This window comes from Ensifer adhaerens, from assembly GCF_013283195.1.
Lineage (GTDB): Bacteria > Pseudomonadota > Alphaproteobacteria > Rhizobiales > Rhizobiaceae > Ensifer > Ensifer adhaerens_G.
This window is the reverse complement of the sequence record NZ_JABEKT010000001.1, coordinates 2,019,126-2,043,147: the sequence shown is the minus strand read 5'-3', so window position 1 is coordinate 2,043,147 and position 24,022 is coordinate 2,019,126. Positions and strand designations below refer to the sequence as shown.

The 24,022-nt window shown below is 58.9% G+C and carries 27 protein-coding genes; 1 reads left to right on the top strand and 26 read right to left on the bottom strand.

All coding sequences use genetic code 11. The annotated features are described in order from the left end of the window. Positions 1 to 59: 59 nt before the first annotated feature. From rplR to rpsL, 22 genes are all read right to left on the bottom strand, one after another. Positions 60 to 422, bottom strand: coding sequence for a 50S ribosomal protein L18 (gene rplR, locus LPJGGPFB_RS09675; protein ID WP_025426679.1), 363 nt, complete (start codon positions 420 to 422; stop codon positions 60 to 62). A gap of 12 nt (positions 423 to 434) precedes the next feature. Further along, positions 435 to 968, bottom strand: coding sequence for a 50S ribosomal protein L6 (gene rplF / locus LPJGGPFB_RS09670; RefSeq protein ID WP_112811826.1), 534 nt, complete (start codon positions 966 to 968; stop codon positions 435 to 437). Between the two features lie 40 nt (positions 969 to 1,008). Continuing rightward, positions 1,009 to 1,407, bottom strand: a complete 399-nt coding sequence (rpsH, locus tag LPJGGPFB_RS09665; RefSeq protein WP_025426677.1) for a 30S ribosomal protein S8 — start codon at positions 1,405 to 1,407, stop codon at positions 1,009 to 1,011. A gap of 12 nt (positions 1,408 to 1,419) precedes the next feature. Then, complete coding sequence (rpsN, locus tag LPJGGPFB_RS09660) at positions 1,420 to 1,725, bottom strand: 30S ribosomal protein S14 (protein ID WP_025426676.1); 306 nt, start codon at positions 1,723 to 1,725, stop codon at positions 1,420 to 1,422. Positions 1,726 to 1,759: 34 nt separating this feature from the next. Beyond that, positions 1,760 to 2,317, bottom strand: a complete 558-nt coding sequence (gene rplE / locus LPJGGPFB_RS09655; RefSeq protein ID WP_025426675.1) for a 50S ribosomal protein L5 — start codon at positions 2,315 to 2,317, stop codon at positions 1,760 to 1,762. Continuing rightward, the gene (rplX, locus tag LPJGGPFB_RS09650) at positions 2,310 to 2,621 is read right to left on the bottom strand and encodes a 50S ribosomal protein L24 (RefSeq protein WP_025426674.1); all 312 of its coding nucleotides are present in this window, start codon (positions 2,619 to 2,621) and stop codon (positions 2,310 to 2,312) included. Before rplX ends, rplE begins: the two co-directional genes overlap by 8 nt. 14 nt (positions 2,622 to 2,635) lie before the next feature. Beyond that, positions 2,636 to 3,004 carry a 50S ribosomal protein L14 gene (gene rplN / locus LPJGGPFB_RS09645; RefSeq protein WP_003536525.1) on the bottom strand — a complete coding sequence of 123 codons (369 nt, stop codon included), beginning with the start codon at positions 3,002 to 3,004 and terminating at the stop codon, positions 2,636 to 2,638. Between the two features lie 178 nt (positions 3,005 to 3,182). Next, the gene (gene rpsQ / locus LPJGGPFB_RS09640) at positions 3,183 to 3,419 is read right to left on the bottom strand and encodes a 30S ribosomal protein S17 (protein ID WP_025426673.1); all 237 of its coding nucleotides are present in this window, start codon (positions 3,417 to 3,419) and stop codon (positions 3,183 to 3,185) included. A gap of 12 nt (positions 3,420 to 3,431) precedes the next feature. Further along, positions 3,432 to 3,632 carry a 50S ribosomal protein L29 gene (gene rpmC / locus LPJGGPFB_RS09635; protein WP_025426672.1) on the bottom strand — a complete coding sequence of 67 codons (201 nt, stop codon included), beginning with the start codon at positions 3,630 to 3,632 and terminating at the stop codon, positions 3,432 to 3,434. Positions 3,633 to 3,644: 12 nt separating this feature from the next. After that, positions 3,645 to 4,058 (bottom strand): 50S ribosomal protein L16, encoded by a 414-nt coding sequence (gene rplP / locus LPJGGPFB_RS09630; protein ID WP_011975175.1) that lies wholly within the window; start codon positions 4,056 to 4,058, stop codon positions 3,645 to 3,647. Between the two features lie 36 nt (positions 4,059 to 4,094). Further along, positions 4,095 to 4,808 carry a 30S ribosomal protein S3 gene (rpsC, locus tag LPJGGPFB_RS09625; RefSeq protein WP_053247115.1) on the bottom strand — a complete coding sequence of 238 codons (714 nt, stop codon included), beginning with the start codon at positions 4,806 to 4,808 and terminating at the stop codon, positions 4,095 to 4,097. After that, a complete protein-coding gene (gene rplV / locus LPJGGPFB_RS09620; protein WP_112811827.1) occupies positions 4,808 to 5,197 on the bottom strand; it encodes a 50S ribosomal protein L22 in 390 nt (129 codons plus the stop codon). Before rplV ends, rpsC begins: the two co-directional genes overlap by 1 nt. Positions 5,198 to 5,199: 2 nt before the next feature. Continuing rightward, positions 5,200 to 5,478, bottom strand: coding sequence for a 30S ribosomal protein S19 (gene rpsS, locus LPJGGPFB_RS09615; protein WP_112811828.1), 279 nt, complete (start codon positions 5,476 to 5,478; stop codon positions 5,200 to 5,202). Between the two features lie 15 nt (positions 5,479 to 5,493). Continuing rightward, entirely contained in the window at positions 5,494 to 6,333 is an 840-nt protein-coding gene (gene rplB, locus LPJGGPFB_RS09610) for a 50S ribosomal protein L2 (protein WP_112811829.1), read from the bottom strand. 43 nt (positions 6,334 to 6,376) lie between these two features. Next, on the bottom strand, positions 6,377 to 6,670 hold the full coding sequence (locus tag LPJGGPFB_RS09605) for a 50S ribosomal protein L23 (RefSeq protein WP_025426666.1): 294 nt from the start codon (positions 6,668 to 6,670) through the stop codon (positions 6,377 to 6,379). Further along, complete coding sequence (gene rplD, locus LPJGGPFB_RS09600) at positions 6,667 to 7,287, bottom strand: 50S ribosomal protein L4 (RefSeq protein WP_112811830.1); 621 nt, start codon at positions 7,285 to 7,287, stop codon at positions 6,667 to 6,669. Before rplD ends, LPJGGPFB_RS09605 begins: the two co-directional genes overlap by 4 nt. Positions 7,288 to 7,299: 12 nt before the next feature. Next, positions 7,300 to 7,986, bottom strand: a complete 687-nt coding sequence (gene rplC / locus LPJGGPFB_RS09595; RefSeq protein ID WP_025426664.1) for a 50S ribosomal protein L3 — start codon at positions 7,984 to 7,986, stop codon at positions 7,300 to 7,302. A gap of 140 nt (positions 7,987 to 8,126) precedes the next feature. Continuing rightward, positions 8,127 to 8,435, bottom strand: coding sequence for a 30S ribosomal protein S10 (gene rpsJ / locus LPJGGPFB_RS09590; RefSeq protein WP_003507767.1), 309 nt, complete (start codon positions 8,433 to 8,435; stop codon positions 8,127 to 8,129). A gap of 314 nt (positions 8,436 to 8,749) precedes the next feature. Then, positions 8,750 to 9,925: an elongation factor Tu gene (gene tuf / locus LPJGGPFB_RS09585; RefSeq protein WP_173419732.1), complete on the bottom strand. Its 1,176-nt coding sequence runs from the start codon at positions 9,923 to 9,925 to the stop codon at positions 8,750 to 8,752. 71 nt (positions 9,926 to 9,996) lie between these two features. Then, the gene (fusA, locus tag LPJGGPFB_RS09580) at positions 9,997 to 12,096 is read right to left on the bottom strand and encodes an elongation factor G (protein ID WP_173419737.1); all 2,100 of its coding nucleotides are present in this window, start codon (positions 12,094 to 12,096) and stop codon (positions 9,997 to 9,999) included. A gap of 29 nt (positions 12,097 to 12,125) precedes the next feature. Continuing rightward, the gene (gene rpsG, locus LPJGGPFB_RS09575; RefSeq protein ID WP_025426662.1) at positions 12,126 to 12,596 is read right to left on the bottom strand and encodes a 30S ribosomal protein S7; all 471 of its coding nucleotides are present in this window, start codon (positions 12,594 to 12,596) and stop codon (positions 12,126 to 12,128) included. Positions 12,597 to 12,675: 79 nt separating this feature from the next. Further along, positions 12,676 to 13,047: a 30S ribosomal protein S12 gene (rpsL, locus tag LPJGGPFB_RS09570; RefSeq protein WP_003507760.1), complete on the bottom strand. Its 372-nt coding sequence runs from the start codon at positions 13,045 to 13,047 to the stop codon at positions 12,676 to 12,678. A gap of 561 nt (positions 13,048 to 13,608) precedes the next feature. Between rpsL and LPJGGPFB_RS09565 the strand changes: the two genes are divergently transcribed. Further along, a complete protein-coding gene (locus LPJGGPFB_RS09565; RefSeq protein WP_025426661.1) occupies positions 13,609 to 13,905 on the top strand; it encodes a hypothetical protein in 297 nt (98 codons plus the stop codon). A 117-nt stretch (positions 13,906 to 14,022) separates the two neighbouring features. Here LPJGGPFB_RS09565 and rpoC read toward each other — a convergent pair whose 3' ends face one another. The 4 genes from rpoC to rplJ all read right to left on the bottom strand — a co-directional run bounded on the left by rpoC (position 14,023) and on the right by rplJ (position 23,773). Then, complete coding sequence (rpoC, locus tag LPJGGPFB_RS09560) at positions 14,023 to 18,228, bottom strand: DNA-directed RNA polymerase subunit beta' (RefSeq protein WP_173419736.1); 4,206 nt, start codon at positions 18,226 to 18,228, stop codon at positions 14,023 to 14,025. Positions 18,229 to 18,412: 184 nt separating this feature from the next. Continuing rightward, on the bottom strand, positions 18,413 to 22,552 hold the full coding sequence (rpoB, locus tag LPJGGPFB_RS09555) for a DNA-directed RNA polymerase subunit beta (RefSeq protein ID WP_173419735.1): 4,140 nt from the start codon (positions 22,550 to 22,552) through the stop codon (positions 18,413 to 18,415). Between the two features lie 266 nt (positions 22,553 to 22,818). Next, positions 22,819 to 23,196 carry a 50S ribosomal protein L7/L12 gene (gene rplL, locus LPJGGPFB_RS09550; RefSeq protein ID WP_025426658.1) on the bottom strand — a complete coding sequence of 126 codons (378 nt, stop codon included), beginning with the start codon at positions 23,194 to 23,196 and terminating at the stop codon, positions 22,819 to 22,821. A 58-nt stretch (positions 23,197 to 23,254) separates the two neighbouring features. Next, positions 23,255 to 23,773, bottom strand: a complete 519-nt coding sequence (gene rplJ, locus LPJGGPFB_RS09545) for a 50S ribosomal protein L10 (RefSeq protein ID WP_025426657.1) — start codon at positions 23,771 to 23,773, stop codon at positions 23,255 to 23,257. Positions 23,774 to 24,022 lie beyond the last annotated feature (249 nt).

Below are 24,022 nucleotides of genomic sequence, written 5' to 3'. Positions count from 1 at the left end.
GGAAGCGACCGGAAACTCATGAAGGTGCCAGGCGGACACAAAGCCCGCCTGGCAACCGATCAGAAGTTCAGACCACCTTCACGTGCAGCTTCGGCCAAAGCCTTGATGCGGCCGTGATAGATGAAGGCGCCACGATCAAAGACAACGTCCTTGACGCCAGCCTTTACGGCGCGCTCAGCGATGAGCTTGCCGACGGCAGCTGCTGCTGCCGCGTCAGCGCCCGTCTTCAAAGACGAACGCAGATCGGTGTCGAGCGTGGAGGCAGACGCAAGCGTCTTGCCGGCCACGTCGTCGATAACCTGTACGTAGATGTTCTTCGACGAGCGATGAACCGACAGGCGCGGACGGCCATTCGCGACCGCCTTGATTTGACGGCGCACGCGGTTGGCGCGACGCACAAGAGTATCTTTCCTGCTAGCCATTTCGCGTGATCCTTACTTCTTCTTGCCTTCTTTGCGGACAATCCGCTCTTCGGCATACTTGACGCCCTTGCCCTTGTAGGGCTCGGGGCCGCGGTATTCGCGGATTTCCGCTGCAACCTGGCCGACCTGCTGCTTGTTGATGCCGGAGACGATGATTTCCGTCGGCTTCGGTACAGCGATCGTGATGCCTTCCGGCGTCTGGTAGACGACGTCGTGGCTGAAACCGAGTGCCAGCTGCAAGTTCTTGCCCTGCAGCGACGCGCGGTAACCAACGCCGTTGATTTCGAGCTTGCGCTCGTAACCGTCCTTGACGCCCTTCAGGATGTTCTCGATCATCGTGCGGGACATGCCCCACTTCGAACGAGCATCCTTGCTCTGGTTGAGCGGCTGTACAACAACCGCGTTTTCTTCGAGAGCGACCGAAACTTCGTCGTTTGCAACAAAGAACAGTTCGCCCTTAGGGCCCTTCGCCGTTACCTTCTGGCCATCCACGCTTGCCGTGACGCCTGCAGGAACTTGAACGGGCTTCTTACCGATACGAGACATTTTTATACCTGTCTGTTCGCTATGGAGATCATGTTACGTCTTAGAAGACGGAGCAAAGAATCTCGCCACCAACATTCTGTTCGCGTGCCTGATGATCGGCCATCACACCCTTCGGAGTCGAAAGGATGGTGATGCCGAGGCCGTTCGCGACCTGCGGAATGGACTTAACCGAGACATAAACTCGGCGGCCCGGCTTGGAAACGCGTCCGATCTCACGGATTACGGAAGCGCCTTCGTAGTACTTCAGTTCGATGTTCAGCTCGGCCTTGCCGTTGCCAAATACAACTTCAGAGTATCCACGGATGTAGCCTTCAGCCTGAAGGACATCCAGAACACGTGCGCGGAGCTTCGAAGCCGGCGTGGAAACGCTCGACTTGCGGCGTGCCGCGCCGTTACGGATACGGGTGAGCATATCGCCCAGCGGATCAGTCATTGCCATGTGCCCGTCTCCTTACCAGCTCGACTTGACAATACCCGGCACGCGGCCAGAGTTGCCCAGTTCGCGAAGCGCAATACGCGACATGCGAAGTTTACGATAGTAGGCGCGCGGACGGCCCGTAACTTCACAACGGTTGCGGATGCGGGTCTTGGATCCATCACGCGGCAGTTCAGCCAGCTTGATGGTTGCCTTGAACCGCTCTTCGATCGGCAGAGACTGGTTCATGATGATTGCCTTAAGAGCGGCGCGCTTAGAGGCTTGCCCGGCAACCAGTTTGCGGCGGCGCTTGTTCTTTTCAACTGCGCTCGTTTTCGCCATAACAGTTATCCTTCTTTACGCTTGTCGTTACGGATTACTGACGGAACGGGAAGTTGAACTCTGTGAGCAGAGCGCGTGCTTCGTCGTCGTTAGTAGCCGTCGTGCAAACGATGATGTCCATGCCCCACATCTGATCAACCTTGTCGTAGTTGATCTCAGGGAACACAATGTGCTCCTTGACGCCCATGGCGAAGTTGCCACGGCCATCGAAGGACTTCGGGTTGAGGCCACGGAAGTCCCGAACGCGCGGAAGAGCGATGTTCACGAGACGATCCAGGAACTCATACATCCGAACGCCGCGCAGGGTAACCTTGGCACCAATCGGCATGCCTTCGCGCAGCTTGAAGCCAGCGATCGAGTTGCGAGCGCGGGTGATTACCGGCTTCTGACCAGCAATCGCAGCGAGGTCGGCAGCTGCGACGGTCGGCTTCTTCGAGTCGCCAGTCGATTCGCCAACACCCATGTTGATGACGATCTTGTCGAGGCGCGGGATCTGCATTTCGTTGGCGTAGGAGAACTTCTCCTGCATAGCCGCACGAATACGCTCGACATATTCCTTCTTGAGCCGGGGCTCATAAGCGGACTTAGCCATCGATCACTACTCCCGAACGCTTGGCCACGCGGACCTTCTTGTCACCGTCGATCTTGAAGCCGACGCGGGTCGGCTTGCCGTCCTTCGGATCGGCAATCGCGATGTTCGAAAGATGGATCGAGGCTTCCTTGTTGATGATGCCGGCTTCCTGGCTCTGGGTCTGGCGCTGGTGACGCTTCACCATGTTTACGCCACGCACTACAGCCCGATCTTCCTTCGGCATTACCTGTACGACTTCGCCGGTACGACCCTTGTCCTTACCGGTGAGAACGACGACCTTGTCGCCTTTACGAATCTTTTGCATCTCTCAACGCTCCCTTAGAGTACTTCCGGAGCCAGCGAGATGATCTTCATGTGGTTCTTGGCGCGAAGTTCGCGCGGAACCGGTCCGAAGATACGGGTGCCGATCGGCTCTTTCTTGTTATCGATAAGAACGGCTGCGTTTGTGTCAAAACGAATGACGCTGCCATCCGCACGGCGGATGTCTTTCGCGGTGCGAACGACAACAGCCTTCATGACATCACCCTTCTTCACGCGGCCGCGCGGAATGGCTTCCTTGATCGAAACGACGATGATGTCGCCGATCGACGCGTACTTACGCTTGGAGCCGCCCAGCACCTTGATGCACATGACACGACGTGCGCCGGAATTATCCGCCACGTCGAGGTTTGTTTGCATCTGAATCATGTCAGGTCGCCTTCTTGTTGTTACCGGGCCGGTTGGGTCTAGACCCCCTCGCCCGGCTTATTGTGCCTATCTCAAAGCAAAAGAACGCCCGGACTCGAGCGTTCCTTCACTTCAATTGCGTGCTTCATACAGGTATTTGCCCAAGACGCAAGGGTCTCGCGGTCAAATCCCGCAGAAATCAAGCCTGGGCGGCAACCACCGTCCAGCGCTTATCCTTGGAGATCGGCGCGCATTCCTCGATGGAAACAACGTCACCAACCTTGTACTGGTTGTTTTCGTCGTGCGCCTTGTACTTCTTCGAACGGCGGACGGTCTTCTGGAGAATCGGGTGCGCAAAGCGGCGCTCGACCCTTACGACGACGGTCTTGTCGTTCTTGTCGCTGACAACAGTGCCCTGCAGAATGCGTTTCGGCATATTTTGTGGTCCTTAGGCCTTGGCTTCTGCCGCCTTCTGGCGGGCAATTGTTTTGACGCGTGCGATGTCCTTACGGACTTCGTCGATACGCGACGACTTTTCGAGCTGGCCGGTTGCCTTCTGGAAACGCAGATTGAACTGCTCTTTCTTCAGCTTGGCAAGCTCTTCGTTGAGTTGATCGGCGCTCAAAGCGCGAACATCTGCGGCTTTCATGAGATTCACTCCTTACTCTGCGATACGCTGCACGAAGCGCGTCTTGACAGAGAGCTTGGCAGCACCAAGACGAAGTGCCTCACGGGCGAGTTCTTCGCTGACACCATCGATCTCGAACATCATACGACCAGGCTTGACCTTGCATGCCCAGTATTCGACCGAGCCCTTACCCTTACCCATGCGGACTTCGGTAGGCTTGGCTGTGACCGGAACGTCAGGGAACACACGGATCCAGACGCGGCCGGCGCGCTTCATGTGACGCGTGATCGCGCGGCGGGCCGCTTCGATCTCGCGCGCATTGACGCGGTTTGGTTCTTGAGCCTTCAGGCCGAATTCACCAAAGGCAAGATCAGATCCGCCCTTGGCTACGCCCTTGATGCGGCCCTTGAATTGCTTGCGATACTTCGTACGCTTTGGCTGCAACATTTTTTTAATTCTCCGATATTGGCTGCCAGACGCGTGTTACGCGTTTTCGCGACGACGGTCTCTGCTGCTGCCGCCCTGATTGTCACTCTCGATGGCGCGACGCTCGGAGGCCATCGGATCGTGCTCAAGGATTTCGCCCTTGAAGATCCAGACCTTGATGCCGCAGATACCGAAAGCGGTTTCAGCTTCAGACGTGCCGTAGTCGATGTCCGCACGCAGCGTGTGCAGCGGAACGCGACCTTCGCGGTACCATTCGGTACGAGCGATTTCGGCACCACCGAGACGACCGGCGCAGGTGATCTTGATGCCTTCGGCGCCAAGACGCATTGCCGACTGAACAGCGCGCTTCATCGCACGGCGGAAAGCCACGCGGCGCTCGAGCTGCTGAGCGATCGACTGAGCAACGAGGGTTGCGTCAACTTCCGGCTTGCGCACTTCAACGATGTTGAGGTGGGTTTCGGAGTTGGTCATCTCGGAAAGCTTCTTGCGGAGCTTTTCGATGTCTGCACCCTTCTTGCCGATGATCAGACCCGGGCGAGCCGAGTGGATCGTCACGCGGCACTTCTTGTGCGGACGCTCGATCACGACCTTGGCGATGCCAGCGGCCTTCAGCTCTTCCATCAGGTAAGCGCGGATCTTCAGGTCTTCATGCAGAAGCTGACCGTATTCCGCGTTATCAGCGAACCAACGGCTATCCCAGGTCCGGTTGATGCCGAGACGGAAACCGATCGGATTAATCTTCTGGCCCATTATGCAGCCTCCCCTTTGGCTTCCACTTCACGAACGATGATCGTCAAGTGAGAGAACGGCTTCTCAACACGCGATGCACGGCCGCGACCACGAGCGTGGAAGCGCTTCATCACAATCGACTTGCCAACATATGCCTCGGCAACGATGAGCGAATCAACGTCGAGGTCGTGGTTGTTCTCAGCGTTTGCGATCGCGGATTCAAGCGTCTTCTTGACCGTCTCGGAGATCCGCTTGCGCGAGAACTCGAGTTCGGCCAGAGCGCGCTCGACCTTCTTGCCGCGGATCATCGCGGCAACCAGGTTGAGCTTCTGGGGGCTGACGCGGATCGTGCGCGCAATTGCCTGCGCTTCATTATCCTTCAGCCGGCGTTCGGCTTTTGCCTTGCCCATTGTTACTTCCTCTTTGCCTTCTTGTCCGCACCATGACCGTAGTAGGTCCGGGTCGGAGAGAATTCGCCAAACTTGTGGCCGACCATGTCTTCATTGACGCTGACCGGAACGTGCTTGCTGCCGTTGTAGACGCCGAAGGTGAGGCCGACAAACTGCGGAAGGATCGTGGAGCGACGGCTCCACATCTTGATCACTTCGTTACGACCGCCTTCGCGGACCTTCTCAGCCTTCTTGAGAAGATAGCCGTCAACGAACGGACCTTTCCATACTGAACGAGTCATTCGAGACTTCCTCTCTTACTTCTTCTTCTGGTGGCGCGAGCGCATGATGAACTTGTCGGTCGACTTGTTCGAGCGCGTCCGCTTACCCTTCGTGGGCTTGCCCCACGGGGTAACCGGGTGACGACCACCGGATGTGCGGCCTTCACCACCGCCGTGCGGATGGTCAACCGGGTTCATGACGACGCCGCGAACGTGCGGCTTCTTGCCGCGCCAACGCGAACGACCAGCCTTACCGTCATTGATGTTGCCGTGGTCGGGGTTCGACACGGCGCCGATCGATGCCAGGCACGAACCGTGCACCAGGCGCTGCTCGCCAGAGTTCAGGCGGAGGATCGCCATGCCCTGGTCACGACCAACGAGCTGAGCGTAGGTACCGGCCGAACGAGCGAGCTGACCACCCTTGCCCGGCTTCATTTCCACGTTGTGGATGATGGAGCCGACCGGGATGAACTGCAGCGGCATGGTGTTGCCGGGCTTGACGTCGACGGCTGCCTTGCCCGAAGCGATGACCTTGTCGCCGGCAGCGAGGCGCTGCGGAGCGAGGATATAGGCCTGTTCGCCATCGGCGTAGGTGATCAGCGCGATGAACGCGGTGCGGTTCGGGTCATATTCCAGACGCTCGACGGTGCCTTCGACGTCGAACTTGCGACGCTTGAAGTCGACCAGACGGTAGGTCCGCTTGTGACCGCCGCCCTGGAAGCGGACGGTGATACGGCCAAGGTTGTTGCGACCGCCCTTGGAGTGCAAACCTTCGGTCAGCGCCTTGACCGGCTTGCCCTTGTAGAGGCCGGACCGGTCAACGATGACCAACTGGCGCTGGCTCGGGGTCGTCGGATTGAAACTTTTCAATGCCATTTTATTGTTCCCTTTTGGGTTTTTACCCTAATGGGCCTATCCGTTAGAGACCGGTGGAGACGTCGATGGACTGACCGTCGGCGAGCGTGATGATCGCCTTCTTCACGTCCTTCTGCTTCCCGGTAAAGCCGCGGAAGCGCTTGGTCTTGCCCTTGCGGACGAGCGTGTTCACGGCCGTAACCTTGACGCCGAACAGTGCTTCGACAGCAGCCTTGATTTCAGGCTTCGAAGCGCCCTTGGCGACGTTGAAGACGATCTGGTTCTGTTCGGAAACCAGCGTCGACTTTTCAGTGATCGAGGGGGACACGATCACGTCGTAGTGGCGAAGATCCGTCATTTGAACCGCTCCTCCAGAGCTTCCACGGCAGCCTTGGAAAGCACGAGCTTGCCACGGCGCAGAATGTCGTAAACGTTGATGCCCTGAACCGGCAGAACGTCCACATTCGGAATGTTCTGAGCGGCGAGCTTGAAGTTGTTCTCGATTTCGGCGCCACCGATGATCAGAGCATTGGTCAGGCCCAGCGAGGCGAAAACGCCTGCGAGGGTCTTGGTCTTTGCTTCTGCGGCAACGAGATCGTCGAGGACGATGATGTTTTCAGCCTTCAGCTTGGCAGACAGAGCGTGGCGAAGGCCGAGTGCACGAACCTTCTTCGGCAGGTCATGGGCGTGGCTGCGAACAACCGGGCCATGAGCCTTACCACCACCACGGAACTGCGGCGCGCGAGCGGAGTGGTGGCGGGCGCGGCCCGTACCCTTCTGCTTGTACATCTTGGCGCCGGTGCGCGAAACTTCTGCGCGGCCCTTCGACTTGTGCGTGCCCTGCTGCTTCTTGGCGAGCTGCCAGCGAACGACGCGGGCAATGATGTCTTCACGGGGTTCGAGACCGAAAATGGCGTCCGAAAGGGAAACCTTTCCCGCGTCCTTGCCCTCGAGGGTTTTGACGGTGAGATCCATAATTCGGCTCCCTTACTTGGATGCTTCGGCGCGCACGGCCGCGGGGCGCGGTGCGCCTTCCGGGGTGCCCGACTTGATGGCGTCACGAACGACGATCCAGGCACCCTTGGAGCCGGGGACTGCGCCCTTGACCAGGATCAGACCACGATCTTCGTCGGTCGATACGACTTCGAGGTTCTGCGTGGTAACGCGCGTCTGGCCCATGTGACCAGCCATGCGCTTGCCCTTCCAGACGCGACCCGGATCCTGGTTGGAGCCGGTCGAACCATGCGAGCGGTGCGATACGGAAACGCCGTGCGTTGCACGAAGGCCGCCGAAGTTGTGGCGCTTGATGGCGCCGGCAAAGCCCTTACCGATCGTGGTACCGGTAACGTCGACGAGCTGGCCCGCAACGAAATGGTTTGCGGTCAGTTCGGAGCCGATGTCGATCAGATTGTCCGCGGAAACGCGGAATTCGACGAGCTTCGCCTTCGGTTCGACGTTGGCGGCAGCAAAGTGGCCGCGCATCGCCTTCGGCGTATTCTTGACCTTGGCAGTGCCAGCGCCCAACTGGACAGCGGTATAGCCGTTCTTGTCGTCCGTGCGCTGGGCTACCACCTGGCAGTTTTCCAGCCGCAATACTGTTACCGGGATATGCTCGCCGGCGTCGTTGTAGACGCGCGTCATTCCCACTTTCTGTGCAATCACACCTGAACGCATCGGTTCATTCCTCTTGAGAGTTAACGACGGGGCGAACCCCCTCGCATCTCTTGTTTAAGGTCTCCCTCTGCTCCTTGCGGAACGTCGGGTCGCCCGTTTCTGGAAGCCGTTGGACCGAAGTCCACGTACCTTCCTTGTTATTAAAGCTTAATTTCCACGTCGACGCCGGCAGCGAGGTCGAGCTTCATCAGCGCGTCAACGGTCTGCGGGGTCGGATCTACGATATCGAGAAGGCGCTTGTGGGTACGCATTTCGAACTGTTCGCGGCTCTTCTTGTCGACGTGCGGCGAACGGTTGACCGTAAATTTTTCAATGCGCGTCGGCAGCGGTACTGGACCGCGCACGCTGGCACCGGTGCGCTTGGCCGTCGAGACGATTTCGCGCGTCGAGGCATCGAGGATCCGGTGATCAAACGCCTTGAGGCGGATGCGGATGTTCTGGCCGTTCATACGACTTATCCTTGTTCATGTTAGTTGCGGTTTCCGTGGAGAAACGCGCATTGAACTTCGTTTGATGTTCGGCCAGTCCGCTAATTTTTCAAAGATCGGAGGGACAAGGTTTCCCCTGCCCCTTCCTATTTGAGCGGCCGTGGCCGGCCTGTACTTTCGCGTTCGCACAATGCCGACGCACCATGCAAATCACGCTTGCGCGCCATTTGCACTATTTCGGCGTCGTCGGCAAGCCGTGCGACCAACTAAATCTTGCTGGGCGGCTATGTCCGGGGCGCATACCGATGCGCCCCGCCCATTCCGCCCGTCGTCGATTACTCGACGATCGAAGCGACGATGCCGGCGCCGACGGTGCGGCCGCCTTCGCGGATAGCGAAGCGCAGCTTTTCTTCCATCGCGATCGGAACGATCAGCTCAACGGCAACGGTGACGTTGTCGCCAGGCATAACCATTTCCGTGCCTTCCGGAAGCGTCACGATACCGGTCACGTCCGTCGTGCGGAAGTAGAACTGCGGACGGTAGTTCGTGAAGAACGGCGTATGACGACCGCCTTCTTCCTTCGTCAGGATGTAGGCTTCAGCCATGAACTTCTTGTGCGGCTTGACCGAACCCGGCTTGCACAGGATCTGGCCACGCTCAACGCCGTCACGGTTAACACCACGAACCAGCGCGCCGATGTTGTCGCCGGCCTGGCCCTGGTCGAGCAGCTTGCGGAACATTTCAACGCCCGTAACCGTCGTCTTCGACGTGTCGCGGATGCCGACGATTTCAACTTCTTCGCCGACCTTGACGATGCCGCGCTCAACGCGACCGGTCACAACCGTACCACGGCCCGAGATCGAGAACACGTCTTCGATCGGCATCAGGAACGGAAGGTCGATCGGACGCTCAGGCGTCGGGATGTAGGCGTCGACAGCGGCCATCAGCTCGCGGATCGCGTCTTCACCGATCTTCTTGTCGGAATCTTCAAGAGCAGCAAGTGCCGAACCCTTGATGATCGGAATGTCGTCGCCCGGGAATTCGTAGGACGACAGAAGTTCGCGAACTTCAAGCTCGACGAGCTCGAGAAGCTCGGCGTCGTCAACCTGGTCGACCTTGTTGAGGAACACGACGATTGCCGGAACGCCAACCTGGCGAGCAAGCAGGATGTGCTCGCGGGTCTGCGGCATCGGGCCGTCAGCAGCCGAGCAAACCAGGATCGCGCCGTCCATCTGCGCAGCACCGGTGATCATGTTCTTGACGTAGTCGGCGTGGCCGGGGCAGTCGACGTGCGCGTAGTGACGGTTCGGCGTCTCATACTCAACGTGAGCCGTCGAAATCGTGATACCACGGGCCTTTTCTTCCGGAGCAGCGTCGATCTGGTCGTACGCCTTGTACTCGCCGAAGTACTTCGTGATCGCTGCGGTCAGCGACGTCTTGCCATGGTCAACGTGGCCAATCGTGCCAATGTTAACGTGCGGCTTGTTGCGCTCAAATTTGCTCTTTGCCATTTTCGGCTCTCCGTTTCCTGTCCCCTGTCGGGGAAATCTTATCTATCTATTTCAGCGAAAGGGTATTCCGGTCACTTCTGACCGGAATACTTTGCCTGGATTTCCTGTGCGACGTTCGACGGGACCGGCGAGTAGTGATCGAAGGTCATCGTGTACTGGGCGCGGCCCTGAGACATCGAGCGCAGGTTGTCCACGTACTTGAACATGTTCGCGAGCGGGACGTTTGCGTTGATCACGACAGCAACGCCGCGTGCTTCCTGGCCCTGGATCTGGCCACGACGCGAGTTCAAGTCGCCGATAACGTCACCGACGTAGTCTTCCGGCGTTACGACTTCGACCTTCATCATCGGCTCGAGGAGCTGAGCGCCGGCCTTCTTGGCTGCTTCACGGAAGCAGGCACGCGAAGCGATTTCGAACGCCAGAACCGACGAGTCGACGTCGTGGAAGGCACCGTCGATGAGCGTCGCCTTGACGCCGAGCATCGGGAAGCCTGCGAGCGGACCCGAAGACAGAACGCTTTCGATGCCCTTCTGAACGCCCGGGATGTATTCCTTCGGAACAGCACCACCGACGATCTTGGACTCGAACTTGAAGTCTTCGCCATCCGGGTTCGGTTCGAAGACGATCTTGACGCGCGCGAACTGGCCGGTACCACCGGACTGCTTCTTGTGCGTGTAGTCTTCTTCGTGCTGACGCGTGATGGTTTCGCGGTAGGCAACCTGCGGCGCGCCGACGGTTGCTTCGACCTTGAATTCGCGGCGCATACGGTCAACCAGGATGTCGAGGTGAAGTTCACCCATACCTGCGATGATCGTCTGGCCGGACTCTTCGTCCGTCTTGACGCGGAACGACGGGTCTTCTGCAGCCAGGCGGTTGAGCGCGAGGCCCATCTTCTCCTGGTCGCCCTTGGTCTTCGGCTCGATAGCGATCTGGATGACCGGCTCCGGGAATTCCATGCGCTCGAGGATAACCGGCTTCAGCGGGTCGCAGAGCGTATCGCCAGTGGTGGTTTCCTTGAGGCCAGCCAGAGCAACGATGTCGCCTGCAAAGGCTTCTTCGATGTCTTCACGGCTGTTGGAATGCATCTGCAGCATACGGCCAACGCGCTCGCGCTTTTCCTTGACCGTGTTCATGACCGACGTGCCCTTTTCGAGCTTGCCGGAGTAGATGCGGGCGAAGGTGAGCGAACCGACGAAGGGGTCGTTCATGATCTTGAAGGCGAGCATCGAGAGCGGCTCGCTGTCGTCAGCATGGCGCTCGGTCTCGGCTTCGGTCTTGACGTCGATGCCCTTGATCGCCGGGATGTCCAGCGGCGACGGCAGGTAGTCGACGACGGCGTCGAGAAGCGGCTGAACGCCCTTGTTCTTGAACGCGGTACCGCAGAACATCGGGTGGAACTTCACGTCGATGGTGCCACGGCGAACGAGCGCGCGGATCTGGTCGTTGTCAGGCAAATTGCCTTCCAGGTACGCTTCGGTCGCTGCTTCGTCGATCTCGACAACGGTCTCGATCAGCAGTTCGCGGTACTTCTGCGCTTCTGCCTTCATATCGTCCGGGATCTCGACGACGTCCCACTGGGCGCCGAGCGATTCGTCGCGCCAGATGAGTGCGTTCATCTCGATCAGGTCGATGACGCCCTTGAACTCGGTCTCAGCGCCGATCGGCAGCTGCATGACGACCGGGATCGCACCGAGGCGCGACTTGATCATCGAAACGGAGCGGTAGAAGTCAGCGCCGGTCTTGTCCATCTTGTTGCAGAAGATCATCCGCGGGACATTGTACTTCTCAGCCTGACGCCAGACGGTTTCCGTCTGCGGCTCAACACCGGCGTTGGCGTCGAGCAGCGCGATGGCGCCGTCGAGAACACGCAGCGAACGCTCGACTTCGATGGTGAAGTCGACGTGGCCGGGGGTGTCGATGATGTTGAAGCGGCGGGTCTTGCCGTCACGGCCCTTCCAGAAGGTCGTGGTCGCAGCAGACGTGATGGTGATGCCGCGTTCCTGCTCCTGCTCCATCCAGTCCATGGTAGCGGCGCCGTCATGGACTTCGCCGATCTTATGGGACTTACCGGTGTAGTAGAGAATACGTTCGGTCGTCGTCGTCTTGCCGGCGTCGATGTGCGCCATGATACCGAAGTTGCGGTAGTCTTCGATTTTGTATTCGCGAGCCATAGGGACTCCCTTTCGAAATTGGTCGTCGATTACCAGCGGTAGTGCGAGAATGCACGGTTGGCGTCGGCCATCTTGTGCGTGTCTTCGCGCTTCTTGACGGCGCTGCCACGGTTGTTCGCAGCGTCCATGAGTTCGCCGCAGAGGCGATCAACCATGGTCGTTTCGTTGCGCTTGCGGGCAGCAGCAATCAGCCAGCGGATGGCGAGCGCCTGACGGCGTTCCGGACGAACGTCGACGGGAACCTGGTAGGTTGCACCACCAACGCGACGCGAACGGACTTCGACGTGCGGAGCAATGTTGTCGAGTGCCGAATGGAACACGGCAATCGGCTCCTGCTTCAGCTTACCCTGAACGGCATCGAACGCACCGTAAACGATGCTTTCAGCAACCGACTTCTTGCCATGAAGCATGATGGCATTCATGAACTTGGTGACAACCAGATCGCCGAACTTCGGGTCCGGATTGATCTCGCGCTTTTCTGCACTGTGACGACGTGACATACGTTTTGTCTCTCAACTGTTGACTGGCGCCTTAACACGCGGAGAACCTCGCGCAGCGCCGAATTCGTGAAACCCGAAATTACTTCGGACGCTTCGCACCATACTTGGAGCGGCGCTGCTTGCGGTTCTTGACACCCTGCGTATCGAGAACGCCACGGATGATGTGGTAACGGACACCCGGAAGGTCCTTTACGCGGCCGCCGCGGATCATGACAACCGAGTGTTCCTGAAGGTTGTGACCTTCACCCGGGATATAGCCGATGACTTCGAAGCCGTTGGTCAGGCGGATCTTGGCAACCTTACGCAGAGCCGAGTTCGGCTTCTTCGGGGTCGTCGTGTAGACGCGCGTGCAAACGCCGCGCTTCTGCGGGTTTTCCTGCAGAGCAGGAACCTTGTTGCGCTTTACCTGTGCCTGACGCGGCTTGCGGATCAGCTGGTTTACGGTAGGCATGTAACCATCCCTTGCAAAATCTTGTCTCGTTACCCTTGCGGGCGGATCGTTGCCGTCGCCGGCGATACGAACGCCTGTAAAATGCGCAAACGAGGACCGATCCGCCTTATCGCGGATGGCCCTACAAAAAGCAGAGGACACACAATTTCGCGCGTCATGCGTGCAGCATTTTTTGTAGTCAGCGTGCGTTTTGAACCTTGTTTGAGGCGAACTCCAGAACGCGACGTTCCGAACCAGCCAGCCTCACATGGGCTCCGATGCGGCGGGGTGTACTGATTTCAAGGCCGACAGTCAAGGGCAATTAACAAATAAACTCCGGTTCGCAAGCCTGACATGCCCGGAAAACAAGGCTTTGGCGCGTGTCCCGGCGGGGTATGGCGACCCGGATTGCACTTGAACGCAAGCAGCTTCCAACAGGGTTAAGGAATCGGCAACCAGTTTATGACGGTTTTCCACCAGAACGATTCTATCCCCCACCAAAGCCTGTGGCCTCCGATCTATTTCTTTCGCACTGCACTGAAAAGGGCGCTAAAGTCAGCCACGCACTCGAAAGGATATTCTATGAGCGTCACGCCTGACAACGACAATGCACCGGACGAGCCGATGGTCTTCATCATCATCGGCAAGGCCTATGAGACCGACGGAGACGACGAAGGCGTCGACATTCACGTGATGTTGCGCGCACCCGACGACGATACGGCCGTACGCGAGGCGCTGAACGCGCTTGCCGAAGAAGGCTTCCTGGAGGCCGACCTCGATCAGATCGGCACACTGACCGACGTGCCGAACGAGGAGCCGCATGCCTCCGCCTACCAGGGCGCGCTTGAAGGCGAAGTTGCGATCATCCGTTTCAGCTGAAGCCGCCGACGCCGACGCGTCGCCCCTTTTCAGCCTCCCATAATGAAGAAGCCGCCCGGATCGCTCCGGGCGGCTTTTTTAATCTGGGGAAAGAGGGCGGGAACCGCCCTCCTCCTATTACTCGGCCGCAGCGTTTTCCTTCGCGAGATCGGCAAGCATCGGGGTCGCAACGTCTGCGCCCGTACCCTTGCGACGTTCTTCGAGGATCATCTCGTCGCGCGCCGTCGCAATGCGACGGATCTGGGTCATCGTTCCGCCGGTACCGGCCGGGATCAGACGACCGACGATGACGTTTTCCTTCAGACCCTGCAGGCCGTCGACCTTGCCGGCGATTGCCGCTTCGGTCAGGACCTTGGTGGTTTCCTGGAACGACGCCGCCGAGATGAACGACGGTGTCTGCAGCGAGGCCTTGGTGATGCCGAGCAGGACCGGATCGCCGTATGCCGGCTTCTTGCCCTGTTCGATCAGACCGTCGTTGACGTCTTCGAGCTCGATGCGATCGACATTGTCACCGACGATGTAGGTCGAGTCGCCGGCATCGGTGATTTCCACCTTCTGCAGCATCTGACGAACAATGACTTCGATGTGCTTGTCGTTGATCACAACGCCCTGCAGTCGGTAAACTTCCTGGATTTCGTTGACCAGGTAGGAAGCGAGTGCTTCCACGCCCTTGATCGCCAGGATGTCGTGCGGCGCCGGGTTGCCGTCGAGGATGTAGTCGCCCTTTTCAATGTAGTCGCCATCCTGAAGATGGAAGGGCTTGCCCTTCGGGATCAGGTACTCGACCGGCTCGACACCGTCTTCAGCAGGTTCGATCAGCACGCGACGCTTGTTCTTGTAATCGCGACCGAAGCGGATCGTACCATCGATCTCAGCGATGATGGCGTGGTCCTTCGGACGACGAGCTTCGAACAGTTCGGCAACGCGCGGCAGACCGCCGGTGATGTCCTTGGTCTTGGCGCTTTCCAGCGGCGAACGCGCAAGCACGTCACCCTGGGAGACCTTCGTACCAGGCTCGACCGAAAGAATGGCGTCGACCGAAAGCATGAAGCGGGCGTCACCACCGCGCGACAGCTTCATGACCGCACCGTTCTTGTCCTTGATGACGATCGCCGGCTTCAGGTCGATACCGCGCGGCGTCGAACGCCAATCGATAACCTGACGCTTGGTGATACCGGTCGATTCGTCGGTCGCTTCGAGCACCGAGATGCCATCGACGACGTCTTCGAAGTGAACGATACCTTCCACTTCCGTCATCATCGGACGGGTGTAGGGGTCCCATTCGGCAAGGCGCTGACCGCGCTTCACCTTGTCACCATCGTCGACGAAGATCTTCGAACCATAGGCGACACGCTGCGAGGAGCGCTCGACACCACGTTCGTCGAGGATCTGCACGGCCATGTTACGACCCATGGCGACAAGAATGCCGTCAGAGTTGCGCAGCATGTTGCGGTTCTTGATCTGAACCGTGCCTTCGTAGGACGCTTCCAGGAACGACTGGTCGACCACGGTCGCCGTACCGCCCAAGTGGAAGGTACGCATGGTGAGCTGGGTGCCCGGTTCACCGATCGACTGTGCGGCGATAACGCCAACCGCTTCGCCCATGTTGACAGGCGTACCACGTGCCAGGTCGCGGCCGTAGCAGACGCCGCAGACGCCGGTCTGGATTTCGCAGGTCAGCGCCGAACGGATGCGGATCGACTGGATACCAGCCTTTTCGATCTCGATGACGTCGGGTTCAAGGATCATCCGGCCTGCATCGACGATCCGAACGCCCGTGACCGGGTGATCGATGTCGTCAAGAGCCGTACGGCCGAGAATACGAGCGCCAATCGAAGCCACAACCTGACCGGCATCGACGATTGCCGTCATGGTGAGGCCGTTCTGGGTGCCGCAATCGACTGAGTTGACGATGCAATCCTGCGCCACGTCGACGAGACGACGGGTCAGGTAGCCCGAGTTCGCGGTCTTCAAGGCGGTGTCGGCCAGACCCTTACGGGCACCGTGGGTCGAGTTGAAGTACTCGTTAACGGTGAGGCCTTCCTTGAAGTTCGAGATGATCGGCGTCTCGATGATTTCGCCCGACGGCTTGGCCATCAGGCCGCGCATGCCGCCCAGCTGACGCATCTGGTTCGGAGAACCACGGGCGCCGGAGTGCGACATCATGTAGATCGAGTTCATCGGCTTCTGACGGCCGTTGTCGTCGAACTCCACGGCCTTAATGCGGGCCATCATTTCGTCGGCGACCTTTTCGGTCGCCTTACCCCAGGCGTCGACAACCTTGTTGTACTTTTCGCCCTGCGTGATGAGGCCGTCATTGTACTGCTGCTCGTATTCCTTCACGAGCGCTTCAGTGTCGCCGACGATCTTCACCTTGGTGTCCGGAATGACCATGTCGTCCTTGCCGAACGAAATGCCGGCGCGGCAGGCATGGGCAAAGCCGAGCTGCATGATGCGGTCGCAGAAGATGACCGTGTCTTTCTGACCGCAGTGACGGTAGACCGTGTCGATCATCTTGGAGATGTTCTTCTTGGTCATTTCCTGGTTGCAGGTCTCGAACGGCACGTTGACGTTGCGCGGCAACAGTTCGCCGATGATCATGCGGCCAGGTGTCGTTTCGTAGATCTTCGAAACCGGGTTGCCCTCGGCGTCGACGGTCTTGAAGCGGCCGCGGATCTTGGCGTGCAGCGTCACGGACTTGGTTTCGAGCGCGTGATGCAGCTCGCCCATGTCGGAGAACGCCATGCCTTCGCCCGGCTCGTTCTGGTTCAGGATCGACAGATAGTAGAGACCGAGAACCATGTCCTGCGACGGAACGATGATCGGAGCACCGTTGGCCGGGTGCAGGATGTTGTTCGTCGACATCATCAGAACGCGGGCTTCAAGCTGCGCTTCGAGCGACAGCGGCACGTGAACCGCCATCTGGTCACCGTCGAAGTCGGCGTTGAAGGCCGTGCAGACGAGCGGGTGCAGCTGGATCGCCTTGCCTTCGACCAGGGTCGGTTCGAAGGCCTGGATGCCCAGGCGGTGCAGCGTCGGTGCGCGGTTCAAGAGGACCGGATGTTCGCGGATGACCTCGTCGAGGATATCCCAGACTTCCGGCTTTTCCTTTTCGACGAGCTTCTTGGCCTGCTTGACGGTCGAGGAGTAACCCTTGGCGTCGAGGCGAGCATAGATGAACGGCTTGAACAGCTCGAGTGCCATCTTCTTCGGAAGACCGCACTGGTGCAGCTTCAGTTCCGGACCGGTCACGATAACCGAGCGGCCGGAGTAGTCGACGCGCTTGCCGAGCAGGTTCTGACGGAAGCGGCCCTGCTTGCCCTTGAGCATGTCGGACAGCGACTTCAGCGGACGCTTGTTGGCACCCGTGATGACACGACCGCGGCGACCGTTGTCGAACAGCGCGTCCACGGATTCCTGCAGCATGCGCTTTTCGTTGCGGATGATGATGCCCGGTGCGCGAAGCTCGATCAGGCGCTTCAGACGGTTGTTGCGGTTGATCACGCGGCGATAGAGATCGTTCAGATCCGACGTCGCGAAACGGCCACCGTCGAGCGGCACGAGCGGACGCAGGTCCGGCGGGATCACCGGGACGACCTTCATGATCATCCATTCCGGACGGTTGCCGGAATCCATGAAGTTCTCGACGATCTTCAGGCGCTTCATCAGCTTTTTCTGCTTCAGATCCGAGGTGGTCTCGGCCAGGTCCGAACGCAGATCGCCAGCGATCTTTTCGAGATTCATCGAAGCGAGCATCTCATAGATCGCTTCAGCACCGATCATCGCGGTGAACTGATCTTCGCCGAACTCGTCGACAGCGAGCATGTAGTCTTCTTCGCTGAGGAGCTGGTTTTCCTTCAGCGACGTCAGACCAGGCTCGGTGACGATGTAGTTTTCGAAGTACAGAACGCGCTCTACATCCTTCAGCGTCATGTCGAGCAGCGTCGAAATACGGCTCGGCAGCGACTTCAGGAACCAGATGTGGGCAACGGGAGCGGCGAGCTCGATGTGGCCCATGCGCTCACGGCGAACGCGCGACAGCGTTACTTCAACGCCGCACTTTTCGCAGATGATGCCCTTGTACTTCATGCGCTTGTACTTGCCGCACAGGCATTCGTAATCCTTGATCGGACCGAAGATACGAGCGCAGAAGAGACCATCGCGTTCCGGCTTGAACGTGCGGTAGTTGATCGTCTCCGGCTTCTTGATCTCACCGTAAGACCAGGAAAGAATCTTCTCCGGCGAGGCGATCGAAATCCGGATGGAATCGAAAGTCTGTGCAGGCACCTGCGGATTGAAAAGATTCATGACCTCTTGGTTCATGCCTGTCTCCTTTACGGGCTTAACGCCCTGAGCTTGGCGAGGGTGCCGACAAATCCCGGGCGCCGGCCCCTGCCCCATAAACAGCTAAAACCGCATCTGATGCGGCCCCGTTCCTCTCGCTTGCCAATGAAGCCTTGCGGAGGAAGCGGTGCGTGCCGCGACGCGGCACGCACCTTGATGTTTCTTATTCGGCTGCGTCAGGCAGCTGACCAGCACCGAGTTCGTCGACCTTGGTGTTCTCGAGTTCGACCGAGAGGCCAAGCGAGCGCATTTCCTTGACGAGAACGTTGAAGCTCTCAGGAATACCCGCTTCGAAGGTATCGTCGCCACGGACGATCGCTTCGTAGACCTTCGTACGGCCGGCCACGTCGTCCGACTTCACCGTCAGCATTTCCTGCAGGGTGTAGGCGGCGCCGTAGGCTTCGAGCGCCCAGACTTCCATTTCCCCGAAGCGCTGACCGCCGAACTGCGCCTTGCCGCCCAGCGGCTGCTGGGTAACGAGCGAGTAAGGACCGATCGAACGGGCGTGGATCTTGTCGTCGACAAGGTGGTTCAGCTTCAGCATGTAGATGTAGCCAACCGTCACCTGACGGTCGAACTGATCGCCTGTACGGCCATCATACAGCGTCGACTGGCCGCTGACCTTGAGGCCCGCCTGCTCCAGCATCTCGTTGACGTCGGCTTCGACAGCACCGTCGAAGACCGGCGTTGCGATCGAAACGCCACGACGGGTCTGCTCGGCAAGCCGTACGATCGACGCGTCGTCGTACTGCTTGATCGGCTCACCCTTCGGGCCCGACCCGATGACGCTGTCGATGGTATCGCGCAGCGGCTGGATATCGGCACCCGCTTTATAGGCATCGAGCATCGCACCGATCTTCTTGCCCATGCCGGCGCAAGCCCAGCCAAGATGGGTTTCGAGGATCTGGCCGACGTTCATGCGCGAAGGCACGCCGAGCGGGTTCAGAACGACGTCGACGTGCGTACCATCTTCCAGGAACGGCATGTCTTCGATCGGCACGATACGCGACACGACACCCTTGTTGCCGTGACGGCCGGCCATCTTGTCGCCCGGCTGGATCTTGCGCTTAACAGCGACGAAGACCTTGACCATCTTCATGACACCAGGAGGCATTTCGTCGCCGCGCTGGACCTTTTCGACCTTGTCCATGAAGCGCTGTTCAAGGCGCGACTTGGATTCGTCGTACTGGGCGCGAAGCGCTTCGATCTCGCCCTGAGCCTTTTCGTCTTCGATGGCAAACATCCACCACTGCGAGCGGGGATATTCGCTGACGACGAGGTTGGACAGCTCAGTGCCCTTCTTGAAGCCCTTCGGACCTGCAACCGCGGTGTGACCGCGCAGCATGTCGACGAGACGTGCGTAGACGTTACGATCGAGGATCGCCTGTTCGTCGTCGCGGTCCTTTGCCAGGCGTTCGATTTCCTCGCGCTCGATAGCCATCGCGCGCTCGTCCTTCTCAACGCCATGGCGATTGAAGACGCGAACTTCGACGACGGTGCCGAACGTGCCCGGGGGCATGCGCATGGACGTGTCGCGGACGTCGGAAGCCTTTTCACCGAAGATGGCGCGCAGAAGCTTTTCTTCCGGCGTCATCGGGCTTTCGCCCTTCGGCGTGATCTTGCCGACCAGGATATCGCCCGGCTGAACTTCCGCACCGATGTAGACGATGCCGGCTTCGTCGAGATTACGCAGCGCTTCTTCCGAAACGTTCGGAATGTCGCGGGTAATTTCTTCCGGGCCGAGCTTCGTGTCGCGCGCCATCACTTCGAATTCTTCGATGTGGATGGAGGTGAACACGTCGTCACGCACGATACGCTCGGAGAGCAGGATCGAGTCTTCGTAGTTGTAACCGTTCCAGGGCATGAACGCGACGAGCGCGTTGCGGCCGAGCGCCAGATCGCCGAGATCGGTCGACGGACCGTCAGCGATGATGTCGCCCTTGTTCAGAATGTCACCGACGGTGACCAGCGGGCGCTGGTTGACGCAGGTGTTCTGGTTCGAACGCTGGAACTTCTGCAGACGATAGATATCGACGCCCGACTTCGACGGATCGAGGTCTTCGGTGGCGCGGATAACGATACGCGTGGCATCGACCTGGTCGACGACACCGCCACGACGGGCTGCAATGGCAGCGCCGGAGTCACGGGCAACGACCGGTTCCATGCCGGTACCAACGAACGGAGCTTCGGCGCGCAGCAGAGGCACGGCCTGACGCTGCATGTTCGAGCCCATGAGTGCTCGGTTGGCGTCGTCGTTCTCGAGGAACGGGATGAGCGCGGCTGCGACCGAAACGAGCTGCTTCGGCGAAACGTCCATCAGGTTGATGTTGTCACGCGGTGCCAGCATAACTTCGCCGGAATGGCGGCAAACGACGAATTCTTCCGAGAACGAACCATCGCTCTCGAGAACCGAGTTTGCCTGGGCGACGTGATACTTGGCTTCTTCCATCGCCGAGAGATAGACGACGTCATTCGTCACCTTGCCGTCAACGATCTTGCGGTACGGGCTTTCGATGAAGCCGTACTTGTTGACGCGAGCAAAGGTTGCGAGCGAGTTGATCAGACCGATGTTCGGGCCTTCCGGCGTTTCAATCGGGCAGATACGGCCGTAGTGGGTCGGGTGAACGTCGCGGACTTCGAAGCCTGCGCGCTCGCGGGTTAGACCGCCCGGGCCAAGTGCCGATAGACGGCGCTTGTGGGTGATTTCCGAAAGCGGGTTCACCTGGTCCATGAACTGCGACAGCTGCGACGAGCCGAAGAATTCGCGGACGGCTGCTGCAGCCGGCTTGGCGTTGATCAGGTCCTGCGGCATGACGGTATCGATTTCGATCGACGACATGCGTTCCTTGATCGCGCGCTCCATCCGGAGCAGACCAAGGCGGTACTGGTTTTCCATCAGTTCGCCGACCGAACGAACACGGCGGTTGCCGAGGTTGTCGATGTCGTCGATTTCGCCCTTGCCGTCACGCAGTTCGACCAGCATCTTGACGACAGCCAGGATGTCTTCCTTGCGCAGGATACGAACCGTGTCAGCAACTTCGAGGTCGAGGCGCATGTTCATCTTCACGCGGCCAACGGCCGAGAGATCGTAACGCTCAGCATCGAAGAACAGCGTGTTGAACATGGCTTCCGCGGAATCCATGGTCGGCGGTTCGCCCGGACGCATCACGCGGTAGATATCAAACAGAGCGTCCTGACGGTTCTCGTTCTTGTCTACGGTCAGCGTGTTGCGGATGTAGGCGCCGACATTGATGTGGTCGATGTCGAGAACCGGGATTTCGTCGAAGCCTGCCGACAGGATGACGGGAAGCGTCTTCTCGTCGATCTCGTCGCCTGCTTCGAGGTAGATTTCACCGGTCGCGAAGTTGACGATGTCTTCGGCAAGGTAGTTGCCATAGAGGTCGTCATCGGTCGCCTTGAGAGCCTTCAGGCCCTTGTCCTGCAACTGGCGCAGCAGGCGCGGCGTCAGCTTCTTGCCGGCTTCGACGACGACTTCGCCGGTGTCGGCGTCGACCATCTCGGTGATCGCCTTCTGGCCCTTCAGCGCATCCGGCTGGAACGGCACGCGCCAGCCTGCGCCGTCGCGCTGGTAGAGCGACTTCGTATAGAAGGTGTCGAGGATTTCCTCGCCGTCCATGCCAAGCGCCATCAACAGCGAAGACACGGGGATTTTGCGGCGACGGTCGATACGGGCGTGAACGATGTCCTTCGCGTCGAACTCGATGTCCAGCCAGGAACCGCGATACGGGATCACGCGAGCCGCGAAGAGCAGCTTGCCGGAAGAATGGCTCTTGCCCTTGTCGTGGTCGAAGAACACGCCCGGGGAGCGGTGCATCTGCGAAACGATGACGCGCTCGGTGCCATTGACGATGAAGGTACCGTTGTCGGTCATGAGCGGCATGTCGCCCATGTAGACGTTCTGTTCCTTGATGTCCTTGATCGACTTCGCGCCGGTATCCTCGTCAATATCGAACACGATCAGACGCAGCGTCACCTTCAGCGGCGCTGCGTAGGTCAGATCGCGCTGACGGCATTCTTCGACGTCAAACTTCGGCTGTTCGAATTCGTAGGAAACGAACTCGAGCATTGAAGCGCCGGAGAAATCCTTGATCGGGAAAACCGATTTGAAAACGGCCTGAAGGCCCTCATCAGGGCGTCCGCCCTTGGGCTCTTCAACCATAAGAAACTGGTCGTAGGATGCCTTCTGAACCTCGATGAGGTTCGGCATCTCCGCGACTTCTGGAATTTTACCAAAAAACTTGCGTACGCGCCTGCGACCGTTAAACGAAAGGGTCTGAGCCATCGTCGCTCCTTGTCAATCTTGCATCCGGGCCTGCAACGGACGGGAACCGATGGCCAGTCGACCCCGTCAATCAATGAGTAGTTCAATCTCGTCTAACTTGCGGAAAACACCCAGCGCGGATTGCTGTGCCGATTTCCGTTCGAGACCATCCTCTTGAAGAACCCATTACCCAAAAGCCGTTTTGCGACAGGCTTTTGGGTAATATGTTCTAAAAACGGTCAAAGAGAGGCGGCCGAAATGGCCACCTCCCCTTGCAAAATGCCGAATTACTTGACGTCAACCTTGGCGCCAGCGTCTTCGAGCTTCTTCTTGAGGTCAGCAGCTTCAGCCTTGGAAACTGCTTCCTTGACCGGCTTCGGAGCGCCTTCGACCAGGTCCTTGGCTTCCTTGAGGCCGAGACCGGTGATGGCGCGGACTTCCTTGATGACGTTGATCTTGTTGGCGCCAGCGTCAACGAGGATAACGTCAAATTCGGTCTTTTCTTCTTCAACCGGTGCAGCAGCGCCAGCGCCGCCAGCAGCAGCAACAGCTACCGGAGCAGCTGCAGAAACGCCCCACTTCTCTTCGAGCAGCTTGGAAAGCTCAGCAGCTTCCAGGACGGTCAGCGAGGACAGGTCTTCAACGATCTTTGCGAGATCAGCCATTTTACTTTTCCTTTTGTTCGGTTCGAACTGGTTTTAAATACAACAGCGAAAATCCGCCTTAGGCGGCTTCGTCCTTCTTGGCATAGGCGGCGAACACGCGGGCAAGCTGGCTTGCCGGTGCTGCAACAACCGTAGCAACGCGGGTTGCCGGGGCATTGAGAAGGCCCAGCAGCTTTGCGCGCAGCTCGTCCAGCGAAGGCAGGGTCGCGAGCGACTTGACTGCTTCGGCGGTGAGCGTGGTTGTTCCCATGGAGCCACCGAGGACAACGAGCTTGTCGTTGGTCTTGGCGAAATCCATGACGACCTTAGGAGCCGTGATCGGGTCTTGGCTGAATGCGATCAGCGTCTGACCCTTGAAGAGATTTGTCATCCCTTCCGACTCGGTGCCCTGAAGAGCGATCTTGGCCAGGCGGTTTTTCGCGACTTTGACGGTGCCGCCAGCAGCGCGCATCTTCGAACGGAAGTCGTTCATCTGCGCAACTGTGACACCAGCATAGTGGGCCACGACAACCGAACCGGAAGCCTTGAAGACTTCGTTCAGCTCCGTGACGAATTCGCGTTTTTCCGCTCTTTCCACTGTCTGTCTCCAGTAGGCAGGGTTGCAATGATGCAGCCCCGCCGGGTTTGCCTTTGTCACCAGGGATCATCTTACGAAGATCCCGAGCAACGCTTGAGGATCCTGTCCCTTGGCGTTCCCGGAAAGCCGGGTCTGACACAAGGCAAGCGAGGCTCGAACCGAATTTCGACGCCTCCGGCGTCATTGCGAAATTCAGATCTTACCCGTCTCATGCAGGCCGAAGTGATTAAGGTATAACCACCCGCAATC

Excerpts from the sequence above, each read along its gene's own strand:
- rplR (WP_025426679.1), bottom strand. The coding sequence starts at position 422 with ATGGCTAGCAGGAAAGATACTCTTGTGCGTCGCGCCAACCGCGTGCGC.
- rplF (WP_112811826.1), bottom strand. The coding sequence starts at position 968 with ATGTCTCGTATCGGTAAGAAGCCCGTTCAAGTTCCTGCAGGCGTCACG.
- rpsH (WP_025426677.1), bottom strand. The coding sequence starts at position 1,407 with ATGGCAATGACTGATCCGCTGGGCGATATGCTCACCCGTATCCGTAAC.
- rpsN (WP_025426676.1), bottom strand. The coding sequence starts at position 1,725 with ATGGCGAAAACGAGCGCAGTTGAAAAGAACAAGCGCCGCCGCAAACTG.
- rplE (WP_025426675.1), bottom strand. The coding sequence starts at position 2,317 with ATGGCTAAGTCCGCTTATGAGCCCCGGCTCAAGAAGGAATATGTCGAG.
- rplX (WP_025426674.1), bottom strand. The coding sequence starts at position 2,621 with ATGCAAAAGATTCGTAAAGGCGACAAGGTCGTCGTTCTCACCGGTAAG.
- rplN (WP_003536525.1), bottom strand. The coding sequence starts at position 3,004 with ATGATTCAGATGCAAACAAACCTCGACGTGGCGGATAATTCCGGCGCA.
- rpsQ (WP_025426673.1), bottom strand. The coding sequence starts at position 3,419 with ATGCCGAAACGCATTCTGCAGGGCACTGTTGTCAGCGACAAGAACGAC.
- rpmC (WP_025426672.1), bottom strand. The coding sequence starts at position 3,632 with ATGAAAGCCGCAGATGTTCGCGCTTTGAGCGCCGATCAACTCAACGAA.
- rplP (WP_011975175.1), bottom strand. The coding sequence starts at position 4,058 with ATGTTGCAGCCAAAGCGTACGAAGTATCGCAAGCAATTCAAGGGCCGC.
- rpsC (WP_053247115.1), bottom strand. The coding sequence starts at position 4,808 with ATGGGCCAGAAGATTAATCCGATCGGTTTCCGTCTCGGCATCAACCGG.
- rplV (WP_112811827.1), bottom strand. The coding sequence starts at position 5,197 with ATGGGCAAGGCAAAAGCCGAACGCCGGCTGAAGGATAATGAAGCGCAG.
- rpsS (WP_112811828.1), bottom strand. The coding sequence starts at position 5,478 with ATGACTCGTTCAGTATGGAAAGGTCCGTTCGTTGACGGCTATCTTCTC.
- rplB (WP_112811829.1), bottom strand. The coding sequence starts at position 6,333 with ATGGCATTGAAAAGTTTCAATCCGACGACCCCGAGCCAGCGCCAGTTG.
- LPJGGPFB_RS09605 (WP_025426666.1), bottom strand. The coding sequence starts at position 6,670 with ATGACGGATCTTCGCCACTACGACGTGATCGTGTCCCCCTCGATCACT.
- rplD (WP_112811830.1), bottom strand. The coding sequence starts at position 7,287 with ATGGATCTCACCGTCAAAACCCTCGAGGGCAAGGACGCGGGAAAGGTT.
- rplC (WP_025426664.1), bottom strand. The coding sequence starts at position 7,986 with ATGCGTTCAGGTGTGATTGCACAGAAAGTGGGAATGACGCGCGTCTAC.
- rpsJ (WP_003507767.1), bottom strand. The coding sequence starts at position 8,435 with ATGAACGGCCAGAACATCCGCATCCGCCTCAAGGCGTTTGATCACCGG.
- tuf (WP_173419732.1), bottom strand. The coding sequence starts at position 9,925 with ATGGCAAAGAGCAAATTTGAGCGCAACAAGCCGCACGTTAACATTGGC.
- fusA (WP_173419737.1), bottom strand. The coding sequence starts at position 12,096 with ATGGCTCGCGAATACAAAATCGAAGACTACCGCAACTTCGGTATCATG.
- rpsG (WP_025426662.1), bottom strand. The coding sequence starts at position 12,596 with ATGTCACGTCGTCACAGTGCAGAAAAGCGCGAGATCAATCCGGACCCG.
- rpsL (WP_003507760.1), bottom strand. The coding sequence starts at position 13,047 with ATGCCTACCGTAAACCAGCTGATCCGCAAGCCGCGTCAGGCACAGGTA.
- LPJGGPFB_RS09565 (WP_025426661.1), top strand. The coding sequence starts at position 13,609 with ATGAGCGTCACGCCTGACAACGACAATGCACCGGACGAGCCGATGGTC.
- rpoC (WP_173419736.1), bottom strand. The coding sequence starts at position 18,228 with ATGAACCAAGAGGTCATGAATCTTTTCAATCCGCAGGTGCCTGCACAG.
- rpoB (WP_173419735.1), bottom strand. The coding sequence starts at position 22,552 with ATGGCTCAGACCCTTTCGTTTAACGGTCGCAGGCGCGTACGCAAGTTT.
- rplL (WP_025426658.1), bottom strand. The coding sequence starts at position 23,196 with ATGGCTGATCTCGCAAAGATCGTTGAAGACCTGTCCTCGCTGACCGTC.